General features: G+C 71.7%; 20 protein-coding genes. 8 read left to right on the top strand and 12 right to left on the bottom strand.

Going from position 1 to position 19,406, the window contains the following annotated elements; genetic code table 11:
- Positions 1-36 precede the first annotated feature (36 nt).
- The 3 genes from BXA10_RS14775 to BXA10_RS14765 are packed head-to-tail and all read left to right on the top strand — an operon-like array spanning position 37 to position 1,819.
- Positions 37-834 carry a thymidylate synthase gene (locus BXA10_RS14775; RefSeq protein ID WP_076470926.1) on the top strand — a complete coding sequence of 266 codons (798 nt, stop codon included), beginning with the start codon at positions 37-39 and terminating at the stop codon, positions 832-834.
- The gene (locus tag BXA10_RS14770) at positions 831-1,307 is read left to right on the top strand and encodes a dihydrofolate reductase (protein WP_076470925.1); all 477 of its coding nucleotides are present in this window, start codon (positions 831-833) and stop codon (positions 1,305-1,307) included. The genes BXA10_RS14775 and BXA10_RS14770 overlap by 4 nt, the downstream gene beginning before the upstream one ends.
- 44 nt (positions 1,308-1,351) lie before the next feature.
- A complete protein-coding gene (locus BXA10_RS14765) occupies positions 1,352-1,819 on the top strand; it encodes an SAM-dependent methyltransferase (protein ID WP_076470924.1) in 468 nt (155 codons plus the stop codon).
- A gap of 65 nt (positions 1,820-1,884) precedes the next feature.
- Here BXA10_RS14765 and BXA10_RS14760 read toward each other — a convergent pair whose 3' ends face one another.
- The 9 genes from BXA10_RS14760 to BXA10_RS14720 all read right to left on the bottom strand — a co-directional run bounded on the left by BXA10_RS14760 (position 1,885) and on the right by BXA10_RS14720 (position 12,531).
- Entirely contained in the window at positions 1,885-2,832 is a 948-nt protein-coding gene (locus BXA10_RS14760) for a DUF389 domain-containing protein (protein ID WP_076470923.1), read from the bottom strand.
- Positions 2,833-3,059: 227 nt separating this feature from the next.
- On the bottom strand, positions 3,060-4,547 hold the full coding sequence (locus BXA10_RS14755; protein WP_084752795.1) for an aminotransferase class V-fold PLP-dependent enzyme: 1,488 nt from the start codon (positions 4,545-4,547) through the stop codon (positions 3,060-3,062).
- Positions 4,544-5,968: an amino acid adenylation domain-containing protein gene (locus BXA10_RS14750; protein WP_076470922.1), complete on the bottom strand. Its 1,425-nt coding sequence runs from the start codon at positions 5,966-5,968 to the stop codon at positions 4,544-4,546. Before BXA10_RS14750 ends, BXA10_RS14755 begins: the two co-directional genes overlap by 4 nt.
- Positions 5,965-7,173, bottom strand: coding sequence for a cytochrome P450 (locus BXA10_RS14745; RefSeq protein WP_076470921.1), 1,209 nt, complete (start codon positions 7,171-7,173; stop codon positions 5,965-5,967). The genes BXA10_RS14750 and BXA10_RS14745 overlap by 4 nt, the downstream gene beginning before the upstream one ends.
- Positions 7,170-7,400, bottom strand: coding sequence for a phosphopantetheine-binding protein (locus tag BXA10_RS14740; RefSeq protein WP_084752791.1), 231 nt, complete (start codon positions 7,398-7,400; stop codon positions 7,170-7,172). The genes BXA10_RS14745 and BXA10_RS14740 overlap by 4 nt, the downstream gene beginning before the upstream one ends.
- Positions 7,378-8,472 carry a condensation domain-containing protein gene (locus BXA10_RS14735; protein WP_076470919.1) on the bottom strand — a complete coding sequence of 365 codons (1,095 nt, stop codon included), beginning with the start codon at positions 8,470-8,472 and terminating at the stop codon, positions 7,378-7,380. The genes BXA10_RS14740 and BXA10_RS14735 overlap by 23 nt, the downstream gene beginning before the upstream one ends.
- Positions 8,465-9,796, bottom strand: a complete 1,332-nt coding sequence (locus BXA10_RS14730; protein WP_076470918.1) for an MFS transporter — start codon at positions 9,794-9,796, stop codon at positions 8,465-8,467. The genes BXA10_RS14735 and BXA10_RS14730 overlap by 8 nt, the downstream gene beginning before the upstream one ends.
- On the bottom strand, positions 9,793-10,971 hold the full coding sequence (locus BXA10_RS14725; protein ID WP_076470917.1) for a condensation domain-containing protein: 1,179 nt from the start codon (positions 10,969-10,971) through the stop codon (positions 9,793-9,795). Before BXA10_RS14725 ends, BXA10_RS14730 begins: the two co-directional genes overlap by 4 nt.
- 270 nt (positions 10,972-11,241) lie before the next feature.
- Positions 11,242-12,531 carry an MFS transporter gene (locus BXA10_RS14720; RefSeq protein ID WP_084752789.1) on the bottom strand — a complete coding sequence of 430 codons (1,290 nt, stop codon included), beginning with the start codon at positions 12,529-12,531 and terminating at the stop codon, positions 11,242-11,244.
- 157 nt (positions 12,532-12,688) lie between these two features.
- On the opposite strand from BXA10_RS14720, the gene BXA10_RS14715 reads away from it, so the two are divergent.
- The gene (locus BXA10_RS14715) at positions 12,689-13,135 is read left to right on the top strand and encodes a DUF3592 domain-containing protein (protein ID WP_076470916.1); all 447 of its coding nucleotides are present in this window, start codon (positions 12,689-12,691) and stop codon (positions 13,133-13,135) included.
- A 163-nt stretch (positions 13,136-13,298) separates the two neighbouring features.
- Positions 13,299-16,562 carry a hypothetical protein gene (locus BXA10_RS14710; protein ID WP_175649216.1) on the top strand — a complete coding sequence of 1,088 codons (3,264 nt, stop codon included), beginning with the start codon at positions 13,299-13,301 and terminating at the stop codon, positions 16,560-16,562.
- A 122-nt stretch (positions 16,563-16,684) separates the two neighbouring features.
- Here the strand turns inward: BXA10_RS14710 and BXA10_RS14705 are convergent, their stop codons facing one another.
- The 3 genes from BXA10_RS14705 to BXA10_RS31515 all read right to left on the bottom strand — a co-directional run bounded on the left by BXA10_RS14705 (position 16,685) and on the right by BXA10_RS31515 (position 17,733).
- Positions 16,685-16,936 (bottom strand): hypothetical protein, encoded by a 252-nt coding sequence (locus tag BXA10_RS14705; protein ID WP_139338003.1) that lies wholly within the window; start codon positions 16,934-16,936, stop codon positions 16,685-16,687.
- A gap of 149 nt (positions 16,937-17,085) precedes the next feature.
- The gene (locus BXA10_RS14700) at positions 17,086-17,559 is read right to left on the bottom strand and encodes an ArsI/CadI family heavy metal resistance metalloenzyme (protein WP_076470914.1); all 474 of its coding nucleotides are present in this window, start codon (positions 17,557-17,559) and stop codon (positions 17,086-17,088) included.
- 21 nt (positions 17,560-17,580) lie between these two features.
- Entirely contained in the window at positions 17,581-17,733 is a 153-nt protein-coding gene (locus BXA10_RS31515) for a hypothetical protein (RefSeq protein WP_175649215.1), read from the bottom strand.
- Between the two features lie 79 nt (positions 17,734-17,812).
- Here BXA10_RS31515 and BXA10_RS14695 point away from each other — a divergent pair, with 79 nt between their 5' ends.
- The 3 genes from BXA10_RS14695 to BXA10_RS14685 are packed head-to-tail and all read left to right on the top strand — an operon-like array spanning position 17,813 to position 19,322.
- Positions 17,813-18,184: an ArsR/SmtB family transcription factor gene (locus tag BXA10_RS14695; protein WP_076470913.1), complete on the top strand. Its 372-nt coding sequence runs from the start codon at positions 17,813-17,815 to the stop codon at positions 18,182-18,184.
- Positions 18,181-18,918, top strand: coding sequence for an aquaporin (locus tag BXA10_RS14690; RefSeq protein ID WP_076470912.1), 738 nt, complete (start codon positions 18,181-18,183; stop codon positions 18,916-18,918). Before BXA10_RS14695 ends, BXA10_RS14690 begins: the two co-directional genes overlap by 4 nt.
- Positions 18,915-19,322 carry an arsenate reductase ArsC gene (locus tag BXA10_RS14685; RefSeq protein WP_076470911.1) on the top strand — a complete coding sequence of 136 codons (408 nt, stop codon included), beginning with the start codon at positions 18,915-18,917 and terminating at the stop codon, positions 19,320-19,322. Before BXA10_RS14690 ends, BXA10_RS14685 begins: the two co-directional genes overlap by 4 nt.
- Positions 19,323-19,406 lie beyond the last annotated feature (84 nt).

Here is a 19,406-nt window from a genome sequence, read left to right as displayed (position 1 = left end):
ATCGCAGAACCGGAGGTCAGCGCTAGGCTCGCCGGTATGCCGGACACCCAGTACGAAGACCTGCTCCGCCACGTCCTTGCCACGGGCGCCCGCAAGGAGGACCGCACCGGCACGGGCACTCGGTCGATCTTCGGCCACCAACTGCGCTACCGGCTCTCCGACGGTTTCCCGCTGATCACGACGAAGAAGGTGCACTTCCGCTCGATCGCGTACGAGTTGCTGTGGTTCCTGCGCGGCGACGGCAACGTCGCGTGGCTCCAGGAGAACGGCGTCACGATCTGGGACGAGTGGGCGGCGCCGGACGGTGACCTCGGCCCGATCTACGGGGTGCAGTGGCGGTCGTGGCCGACCCCGGACGGCGGGCACATCGACCAGATCGGTGAGGTGCTGCGCACGCTGCGTGAGAACCCGGACTCCCGGCGGATCATCGTGTCGGCGTGGAACGTGGCCGACATCCCCCGGATGGCGCTGCCGCCCTGCCACGCGCTCTTCCAGTTCTACGTCGCCGACGGCAAGCTCTCCTGCCAGCTGTACCAGCGCAGCGCGGACCTGTTCCTCGGTGTGCCGTTCAACATCGCGAGCTACGCGCTGCTGACGCACATGATCGCCGAGCAGGTGGGCCTCGGGGTCGGTGACTTCGTCTGGACCGGCGGCGACTGCCACATCTACGACAACCATGAGGAGCAGGTCCGCACGCAGCTCGCGCGCGAGGCGCGGCCGTTCCCCACGCTGAGCCTGAAGCCGGCCGACAGCCTCTTCGACTACACCTACGAGCACATCACGCTCGACGGCTACGACCCGCACCCCGGCATCAAGGCGCCGGTGGCGGTGTGATCGGGGTCGAGTGGGCGCAGTCGGCCAACGGCGTCATCGGCCGCGACGGCGCGCTGCCGTGGCACCTGCCGGAGGACCTGAAGCACTTCCGCGAGCTGACCTCGGGCGCGACCGTGATCATGGGTCGGCGCACCTGGGAGTCGCTGCCGCCGCGGTTCCGGCCGCTGCCGGGCCGGCGCAACCTCGTACTGTCGCGGACCCCGCAGGAGGGCGTGGAAACCTTCCCCGACCTGCCGCAGGCGCTCGCCGCCGTGTCCGGGGACGTCTGGGTGATGGGTGGCGCGGCGGTGTACCGGGCGGCGCTGCCGTTCGCGGACCGGATCGTGGTCACCGAGATCCGGGAACTCTTCGACGGGGACACGTACGCGCCGGACGTCGGGCGCCCGCCGGACTCCGTCGGAGACTGGCAGGAGTCGTCGACCGGCCTGCACTACCGGTTCCTGACCTGGGACCGAGGCCAGCGGCCGGGCTGAGCGAGCGCGGTGGCCCAACACTGATGCGGACCTGGAAGGGAACCATGCGCAGCTTCGAGATCACCCCGATCGGTACCGTCCAGAACGAGAGGACGGACGTTCAACACACGGACAACTGGGGCGCCGTCCGCAGCACCATCCTCGTCGACGAGCGCTTCGGCGACGCCTGCCTACAGGGTCTGGACGGCTTCTCCCACGTGGAGGTCCTCTTCGTCTTCGACCAGTTCCCGGACCACGGCGACTATCGCGAGCCCAAGCCGAACCGCGGCCGTCCCGACCTCCCGCCCGTCGGCGTGTTCGCCGGCCGCGGCCCGCGCAGACCGAACCGCATCGGGGTGACGTGCTGCGCCATCGAATCCGTCCACGGTCGCGAACTGACGGTGGTGGGCCTCGACGCGGTCTCCGGCACCCCGGTCATCGACCTGAAGCCGGTGATGGTGGAGTTCCTACCGGAGCACGTCACACAGCCGGAGTGGGTCAGCCGCCTGATGTCGGAGTACTTCCGGCCGTGAGGCGCGCTCTCCAGGGCCGGGGGCCCTTGGTGCGGACGGCGACTCGAACCCCGTCGTCCTCCTGCTCACGCGGCGGGCCGACGGCGGGAACGACGGGCCAGGTTCCACCACCAGAGCTGCTGCACGGCGAGGGTCAGCAGCCCGGCCAGCACGATCGCGCACACGTTGATGATCAGTTGGACGGCCGAGCCGCCCGCCTCGTCCCAGACCCCGTACGCCCCGGCGACCGCCACGTTCGCGGCCGCCGGGACCGTCGTGACCGAGATCAGCACACCGACGAGGCTGCCGGACTTCTTCGAGGTCAGCGAGAGCATGCCGGCGACCCCGGCCAGCAGGCCCACCACCCAGGAGAGCGCGTCCGGACGCCAGATGAAATCGGTCAGCGGGCGGTCGGCCAGCAGCATCCCCCGACTGACCAGCCCCATGGCCGTCAGCGCCCAGGTGCTCAGCACCGTGGCCACCATGGCGGCGAGGAAACCCACCACGATGGCCTGAAGCGACCGCCACACCGTGTCGAACCGGCGACGCAGCAGGCCCACGCAGATCGCGGCGAGCGGCCCGAACTCCGGGCCGACCACCATCGCACCGACGATGAGGATCGGCTGGTCGAGCAGCACACCGATCCCGGCGATCATGGTGGCCACGATGATCAGCACCAGGTAGGTGCCGCTCAGTTCGGTCTGCTCACCGGTCTTCGCCGCGATCTCGTCCCAGACCACCGCGTCGGCGCCGCTGCCGGGTGCCTCCCGCGCCGCCCGGTCGGCGGCCACCGAGATGGCCAACTCGACGTCGTCGGCCGCGATGCCGCCCTGCGCCTCCACACCCAGCCGTCGCAGACCCTGCAACACGCTGTCCGCGCTCTCCCGGACCACATCGCAGGTGATGAGATCACCCGCGGGCTGGCGGGCGGCCCCCGGTAGCACCACCAGATGCGTCACACCACGTTCGGCGGCCAGCAGATCGGTGACCGCCGCCGACTGATCCGGCGTCGCGATCACCCTCAGGTGCAGCACACTCTCCCCCTCGTTGGCCGGACGGTCCTCCCTTGCCCGTCCAGCCGTCGCGACTCTACCGGCCGGTCTTCAGCAGGGTGCTGACCGCAAACGGGCCGGGGATGTGCCATGGCCGCGGCACGGTGTCTACCCGCAGCGCGATTCGAACGCACTGTCCTGGGTTCACGCCAGGTGCCTCCAACCGTCGGGCGCTACCGGGCACGTGTTGCCGGATGGGGTGCCCCTGGTCAGCAGCGGATCCTGGGTGCCAGCCGGAGGTCCGTGGGGCCGTTCCGGTCCAGGTAGGTCGAGGCGGCGAACGCCAGGAAACGCTCGGCGTCCGCCGCGGTCGAGGCCAGCCCGAAGGACAGCCGTACCGCACCGCCGGTCGGCAGCCGCAGCGTGGCGAGGTGCTGGTCGATCGTCTCCGGACGGCTACGGATCGAGTGGCGGAGCAGGTCGCCGTCGATGCCGAAGGCGGCCTCGGCCGCGCCCGGGTTGCAGAAACAGCCGGTACGCAGGGCGAAGCCGGCCGTCGACGACTCGACCGCGACGAGCCGCTCGTCGACGAGCGAACCGTCCGGGTGGTGGAAGTTGAACGCCACCGTGCCACCCCGCGCGGTAACGGTCGACGGACCGTAGATCCGCACCAGTGGTCGGCCGTTGCGGTGCCGCAACGCGGTCAGCTGTTCGAGTAGCCATCCGGTGAGCAGCTCGACCCGGGTGTGGATGACCTCGACGCCGATCGAGCCGAGCCAGCTCAGCCCGAACTCCACGTCGGGGATGCTGAGGAAGTTGAGGGTGCCGTCCTCGAACCCCGACTCGTCGCCCATCGGCTGGTGCCAGTCGCCCTGGACGCTGACAGCGCGGATGGTGCCGCCGGCGAACCAGGGGCGGCGCAGCCGGGCCAGCGCGTCACGCCGGGCGAGCAGCGCCCCGACCCCGGTGGGGTAGCCGAAGAGCTTGTACCAGCTGAGGCAGACGAAGTCCGGGCGGACGACGCTCAGGTCCAGCCGGTTCGTCGGCGCGAACGCCGCGGCGTCCAGCAGCACGTCGTAGCCGTGCTGCTGGGCAAGGTCCACCCAGGTCAGCGGATGCTGCACGCCGGTGAAGTTGCTCTGTGCCGGGTACGCGAACAGCCCCGAACCGCCGGGGTCGTGCCGCCGGAGGCGGCCGGTGAGCCGGCCTCGAGCGGTGGTCAGCGCGGCGATCACATCGGGTTCGGCCACCCGCAGCTCGGGCCCGGTCAGCGGTACGTAGCGCACCGGCGCGCGGGCCGCCCGGGCGTACTCCCTCATGCCGTTGACGGAGTTGTGGTTGTCCCAGGTCAGCACGAGCGGGCGACCACGGCCGAAGTCGTACGCCTCGCCGACCAGCCGGCAGGCGCCGCTGGCGTTCTGGGTGAAGATGACCGCGTACTCGGCCGGGTCGGCGCGGAAGAAGTCGAGCACCGCGCGCCGGGCCGACTCGACGAGTGACCCGGCGGCCTCGGAGGTGGGGTTCTCCGAGTGCGGGTTGCTGTACAGGCCGCCGAGCAGCCGGTCGTGGTGGGCGACGATCTGTGCCCGCGCGGCCACCCCGGCGCCCGTGTAGTCGAGGTAGACCCGGCCGTGCCGGTCGAGGTGGCGATACTCGGTGGCGCGCAGCTCGTCGATGCGGGTGGTGCCGGAGTACGCCGTGGCCGCGGCGACACCTGTTTCCGCAGCCGCCGCGCGGGCGTGTCCCTCGGTCGTCATGTGCGGTGCGGCCAATCCGGTCGGTGGGTCGAGCCGTCGGCGCTCACCTCCCGAGCATCGCACAGCGTCGATGTGACGGGTCTGTCGTGATTCTGCGCCGGCGCAGCGGCCCGGCGGGGTGGGCCGTCCCCCGCAGGGCCGATCCGGCTCAGCGCGCTGCGGTCGAGTTTGCCGTTGGGCAGGGTGGGCAGCCGCGGCACCCGCTCGAACACGGTCGGCACGGCCACGGCGGGCAGCCGGTCGAGCAGATGCGCCCGCAGGGTCGCCGGCTCCACCGGTTCGGCGCAGACGACGAACGCGACGCCCTGGTACGGAACGGCGACGCCGGCCAGGAGCACCGCCGGATGCGACATCAGGGCGTGTTCGATCTCGGCCGGTTCGATCCGCATGCCGCCGACCTTGAGCTGCTCGTCGACGCGTCCGTGGTAGCGGAGCAGGCCGTCGGCGCCCAGGCTGACCCGGTCGCCGGTGCGGTACACGGGACCTCCGGACACCACTCCGGGCGAGGAGATGCAGAGCTCGCCGTCGTCGATGGAGACGGTCGTGCCGGGGATCGGTCGTCCGATCGGTACCGGGTCCTCCCCCTGCACACACCGGTGCACGGTGCTCCAGACGGTGCACTCGGTGGGCCCGTACTCGTTGTAGAGCGCCGCGTGCGGCATCCGCTCGTAGTGCAGGTCGACCAGTCCGGGCGGGCAGCTCTCGCCGGCCACGATCACGGTGGACAGGCTGGGCATCGGCGCTCGTAACGCCAACCGGTACAGCGACGGCACCATCAGCGTGTGCGTGGGCCGGTGCGCGGCGCCGGCCCGCACCAGCGCCCGTACGTCGAACGGCCGCGCACTCGGGATGATCAGGGTGCCGCCGGTGCACAGCGTCCAGTAGATGCCCGCGACGGAACTGTCGAACGAGATCGACGAGCAGAGCAGGAACCGCTGCGGCGGCGGGCCGTAGTACTCCAGACGGGCCTTGGTCGAGTAGCTCAGCGCCGCCCTCGACACGGTGACCGGCTTCGGCACGCCCGTCGAGCCACTGGTGAACATGGTGTACGCGTCCGGCCCGTCCCGCCACGGCGAGCAGCCGACCGGCGGCAGTGACGTCAGCAGCTCCTCGGTGAGGATGACGCTGGCGCCGCCGGCCGAGATCATCAGTTCCCGGCGGGCCGCCGGGAAGGCCGCGTCCACGGGGACGTACCGGGCACCCGCCCGCAGGACCCCGAGCATGGCCACGACGGCCCACCGCGACAACCGGGTGTGCACGATCACCGGGTCACCGGCGGTCACTCCCCACTGTTCGAGGTGCAGGGCGACCGCACTGCTCAGGCCGTCCAGGTCCGCGTACGTCAGGGCCTGCTCGGGATCCACCACGGCCGGCGCCTGGCGGCGCGTGCGCAGTTGGGCGGCCAGCGCGTCGGGGATCATCGTCGCCTGCCCACGACCGGCATCCGCTTGATTCCGTGCAGCCAGGCCGACCGGACGCGCTCAGGCTCACCGGTGGGCTCGAAGGAGGAGAAGGTGGCGAACAGTTCCTCGAAGAAGATGCGCAACGTCATCCTGGCCATCGCCGATCCCAGGCAGTAGTGCCGCCCGTCCCCGAATGCCAGATGCCGGTTCGGGTGCCGGTCCGGGTGCAGCGTGTCCGCGTCGGCGAAGACTGCCTCGTCGCGGTTCGCCGACCCGAGCCACACCACGACCGGTTCCCCCGCCGCGACCGGTACGCCCCCGACGCTGGTGTCCCGCGTGGCCAGTCGCATGAAGTGCCCGGCCGGCGTGGCGAACCGGAGCGCCTCCTCGACCACGCGGTCGATGCGCTGGGGATGCCGGGCCCACTCCTCGTAACGCCCCAGGCGGATCAGCTCGGCCAGCGCCACGCGAGGCACGTGCGGGATGGCGGCGGCGCCGCCGAGGAGCACGCTGTAGCAGTTGGCCACGACGGCGCCGGGACGCAGCGGCATGGCTCCCAGCAGGTCCACCAGGTCCCCGCGTGGCTGCCGCCGATGCTCGAACAGCAGGTTGAGCAGGTACGCGAACAGCTCCCGGTGGCCGCGATCGAGGGTCGCGGACGGGCCGTCGGGCAACATGACGTCCCGGTCGTGTTCGGCCACCGACATGGACACCCACCGGGCCAGGTCGGGCCAGTCGGCGGCCCGGATGCCCATCAGCGGCTTCAGGAAGGCCAGCGGCAGGGTCGAGGTGAGCTCGGCGAAGTCCAGGTCGCCGCCGGCCGGGCGGAGCATCTCCCGTACGAAGGAGCGGATGGCCGGTGCGTGCCGCGCCACCGCGCGGCCGGTCATCTGACGTTGCAGCGGACCGCGGATGAGTCCGTGTCGCGGCGGGTCGCTCGCCGCGAACTGCTGGTCGCGCGCCGGCTCCGGCCGGCCGATCATGCTGAGCATCACCCCGCCGGTGGAGGTGAACCCGGCATGGTCGGTCAGGACGGCTCTGACGTCGGCGTAGCGGGTCACCGCCCAGAAGCCCGACCGGTCGTCGACCGGGTGCCAGCCGACCGGATCCCGACGGCGCAACGCCCGCCACACGGCGTGCGGGTCTCCGACGTCGTACAGGGCGGGGTCGGCGAGGCCGGTGCCGCCCCGGGGGCAGATGTGGTCACCCGGCGGGCTGCTCATGCGGCCAGCACCTCGTCGACCAGTTCGGCGATGGTCGGCTTGAGGAACAGCACCGCCGCGTCGACCTCGATGCCGAACTGCTCGTACACGTCCATCAGCAGGTCGGCGGCGAGCAGGGAGTCGCCGCCGAGGGCGAAGAAGTTGTCCTCGACGCCGACCGGCGTGATGTTGAGCTTCTCGCTCCAGAGCCGGGTGAGCATCGCCTCAAGCTCGGGTCGCGTGGGCATCGATCTCCTCCCATCGGTCGACGAATCGCCGTATCAACGCGCGCATCTCGGTGTCCTGGTAGGAGCGGCGGTAGCGCACGCAGGCGGTGTAGTTGCCGGACGCTGCCGGTTCGAGCCAGAACGCCAGCCCGTTTACGGGCAGCACCGGCCCGCCCAGGCCGAGCCCGGGCGGGACCGTCAGCGGTTCGACTCCGGCACCGTCGGGCACCTGGATGACCTCGAACTGGGCCAGGCTCGGTCCCCCCTCGGCGAACAACGCGTCGGCCTGCGGTACCGCGTCCAGCAGCAGCGGAAACGGGATCTCGTTGGCGTACGCCTCGGCGAACGCGTGGTGCACCGCGCCCACGGTCGGCGGGCCGAGCCGTACCGGCAGCACGTTCATGTAGAGCCCCACGGTGTCCCAGTCGGATCTGCGTCGGCCGTGGGTCAGCACCGGGACGACGGTCTCGTTCTGGTGGAGCGGGCCGAGGGCCCGCGCGAACGCGGTGAACAGTACGACGAACGGCGTGCTGCGCACGGCCCGGGCGACCGCACCCGCCCGCTCCTGGGTGATGCCGCTCGGTGCCCGGATCTCCGCCGTGCCGAGCTCACCGCCCGTACCCGGGGCCAGGGCCGGGACGTCGGTGAGCATCCGGGTCCAGAACGGCTTGAACCGGGTGACCCGGTGTGGCGGGTGGGTGGCGGCACGCTGGTGGTAGTACGCGGGCGCCGGTCCGCTGCCCGGTTTCAGGACCTCGCGGACGAGCAGCCGCATCGACCACGGGTCCGAGACGTCGTGGTGGGCGACGAGCAGCAGTTCGGTACCGGCCAGGTACGCCCAGAGCAGGCATCGCGCGTCTGGCGGGTACCGGCCGGCGGCGGCCGCCGCCCACACGTCGTCGACTGTTCGCAGCGGAACCGGTCCCTCGCCCAGCACCGGGTGCCGGGCGACGAGGGCGTCGAGGGCCTGCCGCAGCGCGGCGGGGTCCGGCTCCGCCGGCAACCGGATCCCGCCCAGCGCGACGAACCGGTCGGCTTGCGCCGGTCTGCCCGCCCAGGACAGGATGCGCTGTCCGAACGGCTGGTCATGCACGTCGTCCTCCTCCGGTGGCCTTCCCGGCCATGTCGATGGGTACCTGCTCGCGCCGGGCCGGCTCCGGTGCCGGCGGTGTCGGGGTGTCCCGCTCGGGGCTCCCGTCCGGCAGGTCACGCTCCCAGCGCAGGGGTGAGAAATAGAGCCAAAGGCCGGAGGCCCACACCCCGGCGGCGGCGATCCAGAGCGTCGGCCGTACCCCGAGCCAGCTGCCCAGCAGGCCGCCGGCCAGGGCACCCACCGGCATCACCCCGAAGATCACCCACCGGACCGAGGCCGTCATCCGCCCCAACAGTTCCGGCGGGCACGCCCCTTGCCGGTAGCTGACCGCGGCGGCGTTGTAGATGGCGAACAGCGCACCCATGCCGGCCATGCCGACCGTGTAGGCGACCGGACCCCAACCGGGTTGGGCTGCCGGTACGAGCATTACCGTCCAGCCGAGCCCCAGCGGGGCGATCCAGATGATCCGCGCCGTGCCCACCAGGCGCGCCAGCCGTGCGGACAGCAGCCCGCCGGTGATCCCACCCAGCGTGGTCAGCGCCATCACCGCCCCGACGGTCTGTTCGCTGAGATGCAGGTCGCGCACCAGGTACAGGACGGCCAGCGCGAAAATCATCTGACTGAACAGGTTGAGCGACGCCGAGGCGGCCACCAGCCTGGGCATGATCGGATGGCGGAACACGAAGGACAGCCCAGCAGCCAGCTCACGTCGGAAGTCCGGCCGGCGGGTCCCGACCGGTGGTTGTTCCGATCGCCGGATGAACAGCAGGGACACCGCGTTGACCAGGTAGGCGAGCGCGTCGACGCCCGCCGTGCGCGCCACCCCCAGCGCCGACGCCACGACGCCGCCCGCGCTGTATCCGGCGATACGCGAGACCGAGTACGTGGTGGCGAGCTTGCCGTTGGCGTCGAGCAGCTGGCCGCCGGGGACGACCGCCGGCAGGAAGCTCTGGTGCGCGGTCTCGTACAACACGGTGCAGACGCTGGACAGCAGCGCCACGATCCAGAGGTGGATCATCGTGACCCACCCGGTCCAGGCGCCGACCGCGACGGTTGCCACGAGCCCGGCCCGGGCGAGGTGGCAGACCACCATGACCCGGCGTTTACGCATCCGGTCCACCCACACCCCGGCGGGCAGGGACAGGAACAGGTAGGCGACCATCCGGGTGGCGCTGAGGACACCGACCTCCACCGCTGAGGCGTCCAGGACGGTGACCGCGAGCAGCGGAATGACCAGCAGCGAGACGGCGTCACCGACCTCGCTGAGGGTCCGGCCCGACCACAGCACCATGAAGTCGCGGTTGCGCCACAGGCTCACGTTCATCGCGCGTCCTCGACGGAGCGCAGCAGAAGATCGACCATCGCGGTCAGGAACCGTTCCACGTCCGCGCGCCCGTACCCGTCGCGCATCACGCGCAGGGTCAGCTGCACCGACGGGTACGCCCTGGCCACCAGGTAGAAGCTGGCCCCGCTGTAGGCACGGGGTGGGAGCCACTCGATGCGCCCGGGCGTGACCTCGGACGGCTCGGGGTCGGCGTCGTCCGGCGGCGGAAGGAAGGTGAAGTAGCTGCCGTGGTCGAAGTCGTGGGTGCCCACGGCGAACGGGTCGTACACGCCGTGCCGCATGGCGTTCACCGCCGCGACGTTGACCTCGCGGGCCACCGGGCCGAGTGGGCCGCCGGGATCGCAGGAGGCCAGCATGGGCACCCACTGGGTCATGGACGACACCAGCCGCCGCACCGACGGCTCCAGACGGTTCGCGGACAACTGCCACAGCAACTGATCCGCCACCCCCGTGCTGGCGGCCAGTACCTGCGCGTAGACCGCGAGCAGCAGGTTCGGCAGGGTCACCTGGAGGTGCTGTGCCGCACGGCGCGCCGCGCCGTACGGGATGCCCGTGTGGGCGTGCGCCCGCAGCAGAGCACCCCGGGACACCGGTGTCCGGGGCACGGCGGTGACCATCTGCCGGCGGTACTCGCCGGCCGCGGTCAACCTGTCCCGGAACGCGTCGCTGCGCTGCCGTTCGGCCAGTTCACGCGGTGCCGGGGCGGCACGGAGAGGTTCGTCGCGCAGCAGGGCGTAGAAGTCGGACTCCAGGGTCCGTACCGCGGCGCCGTCGGCCGCGATGTGGTGGATCACCAGTTGAACCTGCGGTGGCTCGTCGTCGCAGGTGTGGACCCAGGCCCGCCAGGCCGGCTGCTCGGTCAGGTCGAACGGCTCCCGGACCGACGCCTGCGCGAACCGCACGAGCGGGTCGCGCAGGACCGCCTGGCGCACCTCGCCGGGCTCGTCGGCGGGGCGGTAGACGGTGCGCAGCGACTCGTGCCGCAGCGCCAGCGCGGTGAGGGTGTGCCGGACCTGCTCCACGGTGATCCCGGCGGGGATCGGCCACGCGAGGTCGAGGTTCGACTCCCACAGCTGCTCGGGTGGGCGCACCATGAGGGCCTTCCACATGGAAAGTTGCCCCATGGTGAGCGGGTAGCTGCCCTGAATCCGCATGAATCCTCCAGCTCTGCGCGGATGGGTGGCCACCTCGCGGTGACCACCCACCGTGGTTCTCGTGCTCTCTCAGCTGGCGCAGTCGTCCTTACGCATCGCCGCACCTCCTCTCGTCAGCGCCGTCGATCTCCTCCGGTGATGAGGGTGGATCCGGAGGTGCATCGCGGGATGATGGAGCTTCGGGGTCAGGTCCAGCTGACGCCACGCTTGCCGACGCTGCGCATAGCGTTCCTCCCCTCTGATGGGGCGGCCCGTGCCCGCCCGGTGAACTCAGCGTCGGCCGCCGCCGGACTCCGCGACAGGGCTGCCGGCGATCGAGGTTGTTCGAAGTTGTTCGAGCGGCGCCGCGGCCGTCACCGGCGCGGCCGCACGCTGCCGCCGCCACAGCGGTACGAGAGCGAGGACCAGCGACGCACCCGACAGTCCGCTGAATCCGATGACCGTGGTGGCCGCCCAACGGTCCGCGGCCATACCCGCCACGACCATCGCCATCCCCTGGAACCCGCTCAGACCGGTGATGGCCACGCCGAACGCGCGCCCCCGGTACTGGGCCGGCACGGCCCGGCCGAACAACGCGTTCAACGGAATGGCGAAGGCGCTGGCCGCGCCCGCCGACACCAACAGCGACAGCACCACCCACAGCGGCGGGGCGAGCCAGACCGCCGCCAGCACCCCGGCGGCGAGTACCGCCAGGGGCAGGACCAGTCGCGCCCGAGTCGACGGTGGGCAGAGCCGGGTGAGAGCCACCCCGCCGAGGGCCATCCCCGTCGGCGCCGCCGCCAGTAACAGTCCGACCGTGCCGGCGCCGCCGCCGTACTGGCCGGCCAGCGGTGCCATCAGCCCCTCCGCGGCGTAGGTGAACGCGCTGGCCGTCCACAGCACCAGGACGTAGGCGCGCAGCCGGGGATCGTTCCAGATCACCAGGAGACCGGCAGCTCGGCCGGGACGCGCCTGGCTCGCCGACGGGCGGGGTGCGGGGCGGCGGCGGACGCCGATCATGATGAGAAGCGCGGAGAACAGGAACGTGCCGGCGTCCACCAACAGGGCGCCCCGCAGCGACAACAGCGCCACCAGACTTCCGCCGACGGCGAAACCGAGCACCTGCACGACCTGGGCGAAGATGTTGTCCACCCCGTTGGCCACCGGATACCGGTCACCGTCGAGGACCTCGGGCATCAACGCGGCCCGCGCGGCGACGAACGGCGGCCGCAACAGGTTGACCGCGAAGAGCAACACCACCAGGGCGGGTGCCGCGAGGCCGGGCAGCGCCGCCAACGGGATGAGCGCCGCGCGCGCGAGGTCACACCCGACCAGGACCCGCCGCCGGGGGAACCGGTCGGCAAGGCCGGACAGCAGCGGTCCACCGGTGAGCCAGGCCAGATAGGAGCTGGCGTACGCGGCCGCGGACAGCGCCGCCGAACCGGTGCCGGTGTACACGAGGTACGCAACGGTCACTGCGGTGAGCTGGTCCCCTGCCAACGACAGCAGGTACGCCCCGAACAGGTAGCGGTATTCGCGCACCGCGAACACCTCTCTGTACGTCGCGGCACGCTCGGTCACGCCGGCCCCCGTCCTACCCCACCACCGGTTGTCATCACGGCGGTAGGTGCAGACCGTAGCCGCGCCATCGCCGTGCCGGCCGGCTGCAGGCGTTCGAGGTCGTTCGGATCCGTTCGCGCTGAGGCACGGGCTGGCGTGGCGTTCCTAGGATCGCGACGTGGACGAACGGTGGGAAGAGCTCCACCCACGGCGGCGTAATTTCATCACCGCGCTGATCGCCGTGATCGTAGCCGCCACGTTCATGTGCTGCGTTGCCCTCTACAACGGCACTGTTGCGATAGAGCTCGCGACTCGCGGCATCACCACCGAGGCGACCGTTGTCCAGGTCGACCGCTTCCAACGTGGCAGCAACGTCATAGTCGAGTTCACTGCCCAGGGCGGTGACACCGTGAGCGTGGAGTGCACGAGTTGCAGCCCCGAGTTGGGCGAAGGTGACCGGGTGCGGATCCGCTACAACCCCGAAAACGTTGCCTCGGGCGTGGAGGACGCCGAGAACCAGGGTGCTCGACGCGTCGCACTGTTCGCGCTTGCCGCGGTCGCCGTACTGCTGTCGGCGGCCGGGTTCATCAAATGGCGCCTGGCCCGCGAACGCACGTCCGTCTGATCCGACGTGCTCGCCGGCAACCCCGACAAGCTCCGGCCGTGGACGACGGGGCAGCAGCAAGACGAGGGCCCGACGGCAGCACACCGGCCGCCCGGGCACCAGGGCCACCGAGCGAAGTAATAATCAATCTCGTCCCGGTGCGCGTCCGGGCACAATCAACGCCGTGCTCGCCGCCACCCGCGCCCTGCTGGCCTCGCTCGATCCGCTGCCCTACCGCAAGCGGATGAACCGCCTCGCGGAATGGGCGCGTACCGTGCCCGACCGCGCCCAGGTCTGCGTCGACCTACGCGAGCAGGGCCCCTACGAACGGCATCTCGCCCTGATCGCGGCGATGGTGGCCCGGGACGCCGACGGCATCGCCGCCGCCACGCGCGACCCCCAACCGTCCATAAGGGCCGCCGCGCTCGCCGCCGCGCTGCGCGCCGGCCTGCCGGTTGGTGATCTCGTCGATCGGCCCGCGACGGAGCGGCAGCGTGTCTATCGGACGTTGCGCCGCCGGCGTGCGCCCGCTGTCGCTGAGGCGCTGATCAGCGAGGTCCGGGCCCAGTTCGGTGACGAGGAGGCCGCCGCGCTGCTGCCGGCCTGCGGCGCCGATACGGTACGGGAGTTGCTGCCCGACCTGGAGCACGCGCTCAACCTCGAGCGGCTGGTCCGCTGGCATTCCGGCCCGCTGCTGGACCGGATCCGCGAGCGGCTGGCCACGGCCCCGACCGAGTTGCGCGGACGGATCTGGGGCGAGGCCGCCGGAGCGGTGCTGCGATGCGACCCGGCTCAGGCGCTCGACCTGCTCGAACGGTACGCACCCGAGGGGTCGCTGCCCGGCCCGCTGCGCGCGTACGGACGGCTCGCGGCGTACGACGCGATTCGCGTCGTACGCCTGCTCACCGCGCCGAGCCGCGCGGCCTGGCTGGGGCGGACCGCGCTGCCCCCGGCTCTGCTGCGGCGCCTCGCGGCGCTGCCCACCGACGAGCTGGCGCCGCTCGCCAGCCGGTTCCGCGAACAGAGCGGAGGACTGGCCGCGCTGCTCGACGCCGTCGCGCCGGGCAGGCGCGGAGAGCTGTACGGCCGGGCGCTGGCGGAGGTCGACACGGCGGTGTTGATACCGGCTGCCGAGATCATGGACGTGCTGCCGGCGACGGCCCGGATCCGCGAGGCGACCCGGGTGTTGGGTCTCGCGAGGATCCGTGAGCGGGAGTCCGAGGTGCGTGTCTGGAGCGCGTATCTCGCCTGGCCGGACGCGTCCGCGGCGCTGCAGGCCGCGTTGCGTTCCGGTGACGCCGACGAGCGGGCGCACGGGTACGCGCTGCTGGTGGCGGCCGCCCGCCGCTCCCGCGACCCCCGGGCGGCGGCCGAGGTGATCGTCCGGCTGGGCCGGCTGCGCAACGAGCAGGATCCGGTACGAGCGGCCGCCCTGAACGCGCTGGCGAAGATGGCGCCGCTGCTCACTGCTGACACGGCCGTCGGGCTCACGCAGCTGACCACCGACGCGGTCGACGCCCGCGACGCGTCCGCCGCCACCACCACGGCGCTGAGCACGCTGGCCGTCGCCGTCCTGCAGCACCACGTCGCGGTGCCGCAGCTTCGCGACTGGGCGCTGCTGACGATCGACCTCGTCAACACGAGCGCGAACGTGCCGGTACTGCGCCGCTTCGACACGGTGCTGCGCCGCGGCCAGGAGACGCTGGTCTTCGAGCGGCTTCGCGGCTGGGTCGAGGCGGGCATCGCTCGCGGCCGGTACGGTCCGCTGTTCGCGCTCACCCACGCGCTCGGCAAGCGGGCGCGGCAGCTGCCGCAACTGCAGGATCTGTTGCGTCGGGCGATCGGCCCCGGCACGCTGCCGTCGGTGGCCCGGACGGCGATCGGGTTGTGGCTGGACGACCCGCGTACCCGGTCGGACCGGGTCGCCGAGGTGCTCGACATCGACGCGACGGCGGTGACGATCCACGAGGTGTGGGCGACGATCTGCGTGTCCCGCACCGACCTGCTCGACCCGGTGCTGGACCGCCGCCCGAGCGGCCGGTTCGTGGAAGCGGGGACGCGATGGGTGCCCGCCTGGGCGTCTCACACCGAGCGCTGGCTGCCCCGCCAGCAGGCCCGCTTCGTGGACCTGCAGGAGCTCATCATCGCCGACGCCGGGCAGGGAGCGTGGCGGCGCGCGGCGGCGATCCGGGCCGCTGCGGGCGTATCCGGCGCGGGCCGAGAGCTGGTGCTGCGTCACCTCGACGCTCCGGAGGTGGCGATCGCCGAAGCGGCACTGGGCGCGCTGGTCTGGACCGACCGGCCGGACGAGGCGCTGCCGGTGCTGCTGCGGTACGCCGACAGCGACCGGGCTCGGGTCGCACTGTACGCGGCCGGCCGGGCCGCCCGGCACGTTCCGCCGGCGCGTCTGGCCAATGGGCTCGGCCAGTTGGTGACCGGGGCTGTGAAGGTCACGAGCCGGAAGGAGGCGGCCCGGCTACTGGCGCGCTACGGGCCGCCGCGGATGATGGCGACGCTGCTCGACGCGTACCTGAACCCGGACACGCACCGCGACGTCCGCGCGGCGATCGTCTCCGCGGCTCGGCAGCGGCTGCGGACCGAGGCGAGTTGGAGCATCCTGCGTACGGCGGTCGGCGGCAGCCGGGAGGAACGGCGCGCGGTCCTGAGCGCGTACCCGTACACGATCCCGGAGCGGCACCGCCCGCGATACGGCGCACTCATCGTCGAGGCGTGCCGCAGCACCGACCGGGAGGTCCGGCGCGCCGCGTTCGGCCAGCTCGGGGAGTGGGCGCCGTGGCTGGTCGGGGTCACCGAACTGATCGTGGACCGGCTCTCCGACCTCGACGAAACGATGGTGAACATCGAAGTCGCCAATCTGCTGAAGGCCGGCGGCGACGCAGTGCTCGGTGTCGCGCTGACCCGGCTCGTGGACCGTGACGCGGACGACGAGCATCCTGGCGACCCCGCGTCCGACCGTCCGGCCCGACGCCGAATCGAACTTCTCGCGCGTGGCGCGGTCGTCCGGTCCGGAAGCCGGCCGGTCAGTGCTGACCGGAGCGCACTTGTCGAATCGGCGCGCTGGCTGGCCGGCCATCCCGCCTTCTTGGGCACGGCCGCCGGGCTGCTGGTCGACCTCGGCCGGCTGGACAACCTGGACGAGGTCGCCGCACTGTGCGCGGGCCGGCCCGTCCTCGCCGTCCGCACCGCCGAACACGTCGGCGCACGCCTGCGCGGCCTTCACGAGTGGCCCGACCCGGCGATCCTCTCCGGCACCGTCACACGGTTGGCCGGGCGCGGCGATCTCGCCGGGGGGCTGTTCGCGGTGGCACTGGTCCGGCACGGGGCCGGCTTCGGCTGGCAGGCCCCATGGCGGGATCTGCTGCTCGATCTACGCCGGCACGTGGACGCCGACGTGCGCGATGAGGCGTACGCCGTCGACATGAGCTGAACGCCTCGATCCGGCAGCCGGCGGTCCCCGACGCTTCGAACCCTGCAACCATCGGCGAACCGCATGCCTTGACCGGTGCCCCACACCGCCGTCCGCGACCGGCTTCGGTTGCCGCGTCGGCCTCAGCCCGGTGGCTGCGTGGCTGCGTCGCCGGTCTGCTCACGCCACTGCCCGCTGTCGGCCCGGACGAGACGCTGCACCATCGAACGGGCCTCGTCCTCGGTGTCGAACTCCCAGCGAAGCACCTTGCCGGTCTCGGAGTCGCCGGCCCTGGCCACGACGTGCCAACGGACCTCGCGCGCGAGCCACACGTCACGCCGAGTGAGTCGCCCCCACACCCCGTTCCACCAGCGCGCCACCAACTCCTTCGCCACCCGCCCATCGTACATATGTTCGATCCCGGGTCGGCGGCTGGTCCCCGGCCGTACCGCCCGCCGATTCGTTGATCTCCGCCGTCGACCGCAACGGCGGGTAACCGGGTGCGCGCCTGATGGATACCTGCCGCCAGGCGCGCACCCCCCGTTCAGCAGCAGCGGGGCGTGGCTCCGCTGGTTGCCAGCTCCTTTTCCGCCTCGGCGCCGCTCGCTTCGCCGCAGCGGCATTCGCCCTCGGTCGCCTTGGCGAGGGTGTCGGCGTCCGCCTTGACGGTGTAGACCTCCCAGGGCTCGCTGCCGGGACCGCGTACCCAGACCTTGTCCTGGAGGGCGTAGCAGCACTCGGTGTCGTTCTCCTCCAGGGTGATCAGACCGGAGTCGGCGAGGCGCCTGGTGGCGGCGTCGACGTCGTCGGTGCTGAAGACCTCGACGCCCAGGTGGTCCATGACGGTGGGCCGGTCGGCCTCACCCTCGATGAGTACGAGCTTCAGGGGCGGGTTCTCGACGGCGAAGTTGGCATAGCCGGGACGGCGCTTCGCCGGCTCGACGCCGAACAACTTCGAGTAGAAGGTGACCGAGCTCTCGAGGTCGGATACGCGCAGGGCGAGCTGGACACGGGACATGGTTCCTCCTGGTGGCGAGCGTCAGCGGACGAAGGCGTTGGTGAGCGAGGTGGTGCGACTGCGCTCGCGGTGGGCGTCAGCGCGGCAGGCGGCGGTGCACACCTGGCCGCACGACTCGCACAGCGTCAGGCCCCGGACGTGGTCGGCACGACGACGGCGGATGAGCTTGATCATCGCTTCCCCTCCTGTCTAGATGGTTTTCGAATCAGCCCCCACTGTTGCAGCCTGTTTTGACGTCTGTCAAGCTAGAGAAATGTCGAAACAAAGTCTGCCGGTCGTGGACCTCCAAGCGGTCGCCTGCTGCGCCCCGCTGGCGGTCCGCCCGATGGACGCCGAGCAGGCGATGGTGGTCGCGCCGATGTTCAAGGCCCTCGGCGACCCGGTCCGGCTGCGGCTGATGTCGATGATCGCCTCGGTGCCGGAGATGTGCGTGTGCGATCTGACCCCGGCGTTCGACCTGTCCGGGCCGACCATCTCGCACCACCTCAAGGTGCTGCGTGAAGCCGGCCTCGTCGACTCCGAACGGCGCGGCACGTGGGTGTGGTACCGCGTCAAGCCCGAGGCGTTCCGCCAGCTCGGCGCGCTGCTCGACCTGCCCGCCACGACCGCCCCCGCCGACGCGTGAGCCGCACCCTCGCCCGCCACGCGTCAGCTGAATTCGTCGGCACCGCGCTCCTGGTCGCTGCCGTTGTCGGGTCCGGGACCGCCGCCGCTCGGCTCTCCCCCGGTGACGTCGGGCTCCAGCTGCTGGAAAACGCTATCGCCACCGCGTTCGCGCTGGGCGCGCTGATCCTCATGTTCGGGCCGGTGTCCGGCGCGCACTTCAACCCCGTCGTGTCCGCCGTCGACTGGTGGCTCGGCCGCCGCGCTGACACCGGCCTGACTGGCTCGGACCTCGCCGCTTACACCGCCGCACAGGTCACCGGCGCGATCGCCGGTTCCGTGCTGGCGAACCTCATGTTCGACCTGCCGGCCGTCGCCTGGTCACAGACCGACCGCACCGGCGGGAACCTGTGGCTGGCCGAGATCGTCGCCACCGCCGGCCTGGTCGTCCTGGTCTTCGCGCTCGCCCGTAGCGGCCGGACCGCCACAGCGCCTGCCGCGGTGGGCGCCTACATAGGTGCCGCCTACTGGTTCACGTCGTCCACCTCGTTCGCCAATCCCGCAGTCACCATCGGCCGTGCCTTCACCGACACGTTCGCCGGCATCGCCCCCACCTCAGTGCCCGGCTTCGTGGTCGCCCAACTCGTCGGCGGCCTGGTGGCCGTCGCCGCGCTCGCCGCCTGGTACCCCCGAGCCCAGCGCGCAGCTGACTCCGTTGTCATGCCCCACCTCGCCCAGGAGACCGAAGCGCGATGAGCGACAAGCCCAGCGTCCTGTTCGTCTGCGTCCACAACGCCGGCCGCTCCCAGATGGCTGCCGGCTGGCTACGCCACCTCGCCGGCGACACCATCGAGGTCCGCTCGGCCGGCAGCGAACCCGCTGAACAGATCAACCCGGTGGCCGTCGAGGCCATGCGCGAGGTCGGCATCGACATCACCGACCGGACCCCGGTGCGTCTCACCTGGGACACGGCCGAAGCCAGCGACGTCATCATCACCATGGGCTGCGGCGACGCGTGCCCCGTCTTCCCCGGCAAACGCTACGAGGACTGGAAACTCACCGACCCCGCCGGACAACCCATCGACGTCGTTCGCGAGGTCCGCGACGACATCCGGAGTCGAGTAAGCGGCCTGCTCGCCGATCTCCAACAGCGGCGGTGACCTCCGGCGGGCCGGAGCGCCGGCAGCTACCGTTCAGACCTGAGACCTGACGCGCCGGCGATGGCTGCGCCCTCGACGCGAAAA

The organism is Micromonospora avicenniae, assembly GCF_900156065.1.
Classification (GTDB): Bacteria; Actinomycetota; Actinomycetes; order Mycobacteriales; family Micromonosporaceae; genus Micromonospora; species Micromonospora avicenniae.
This window is presented reverse-complemented; position numbering and strand designations above follow the sequence as displayed.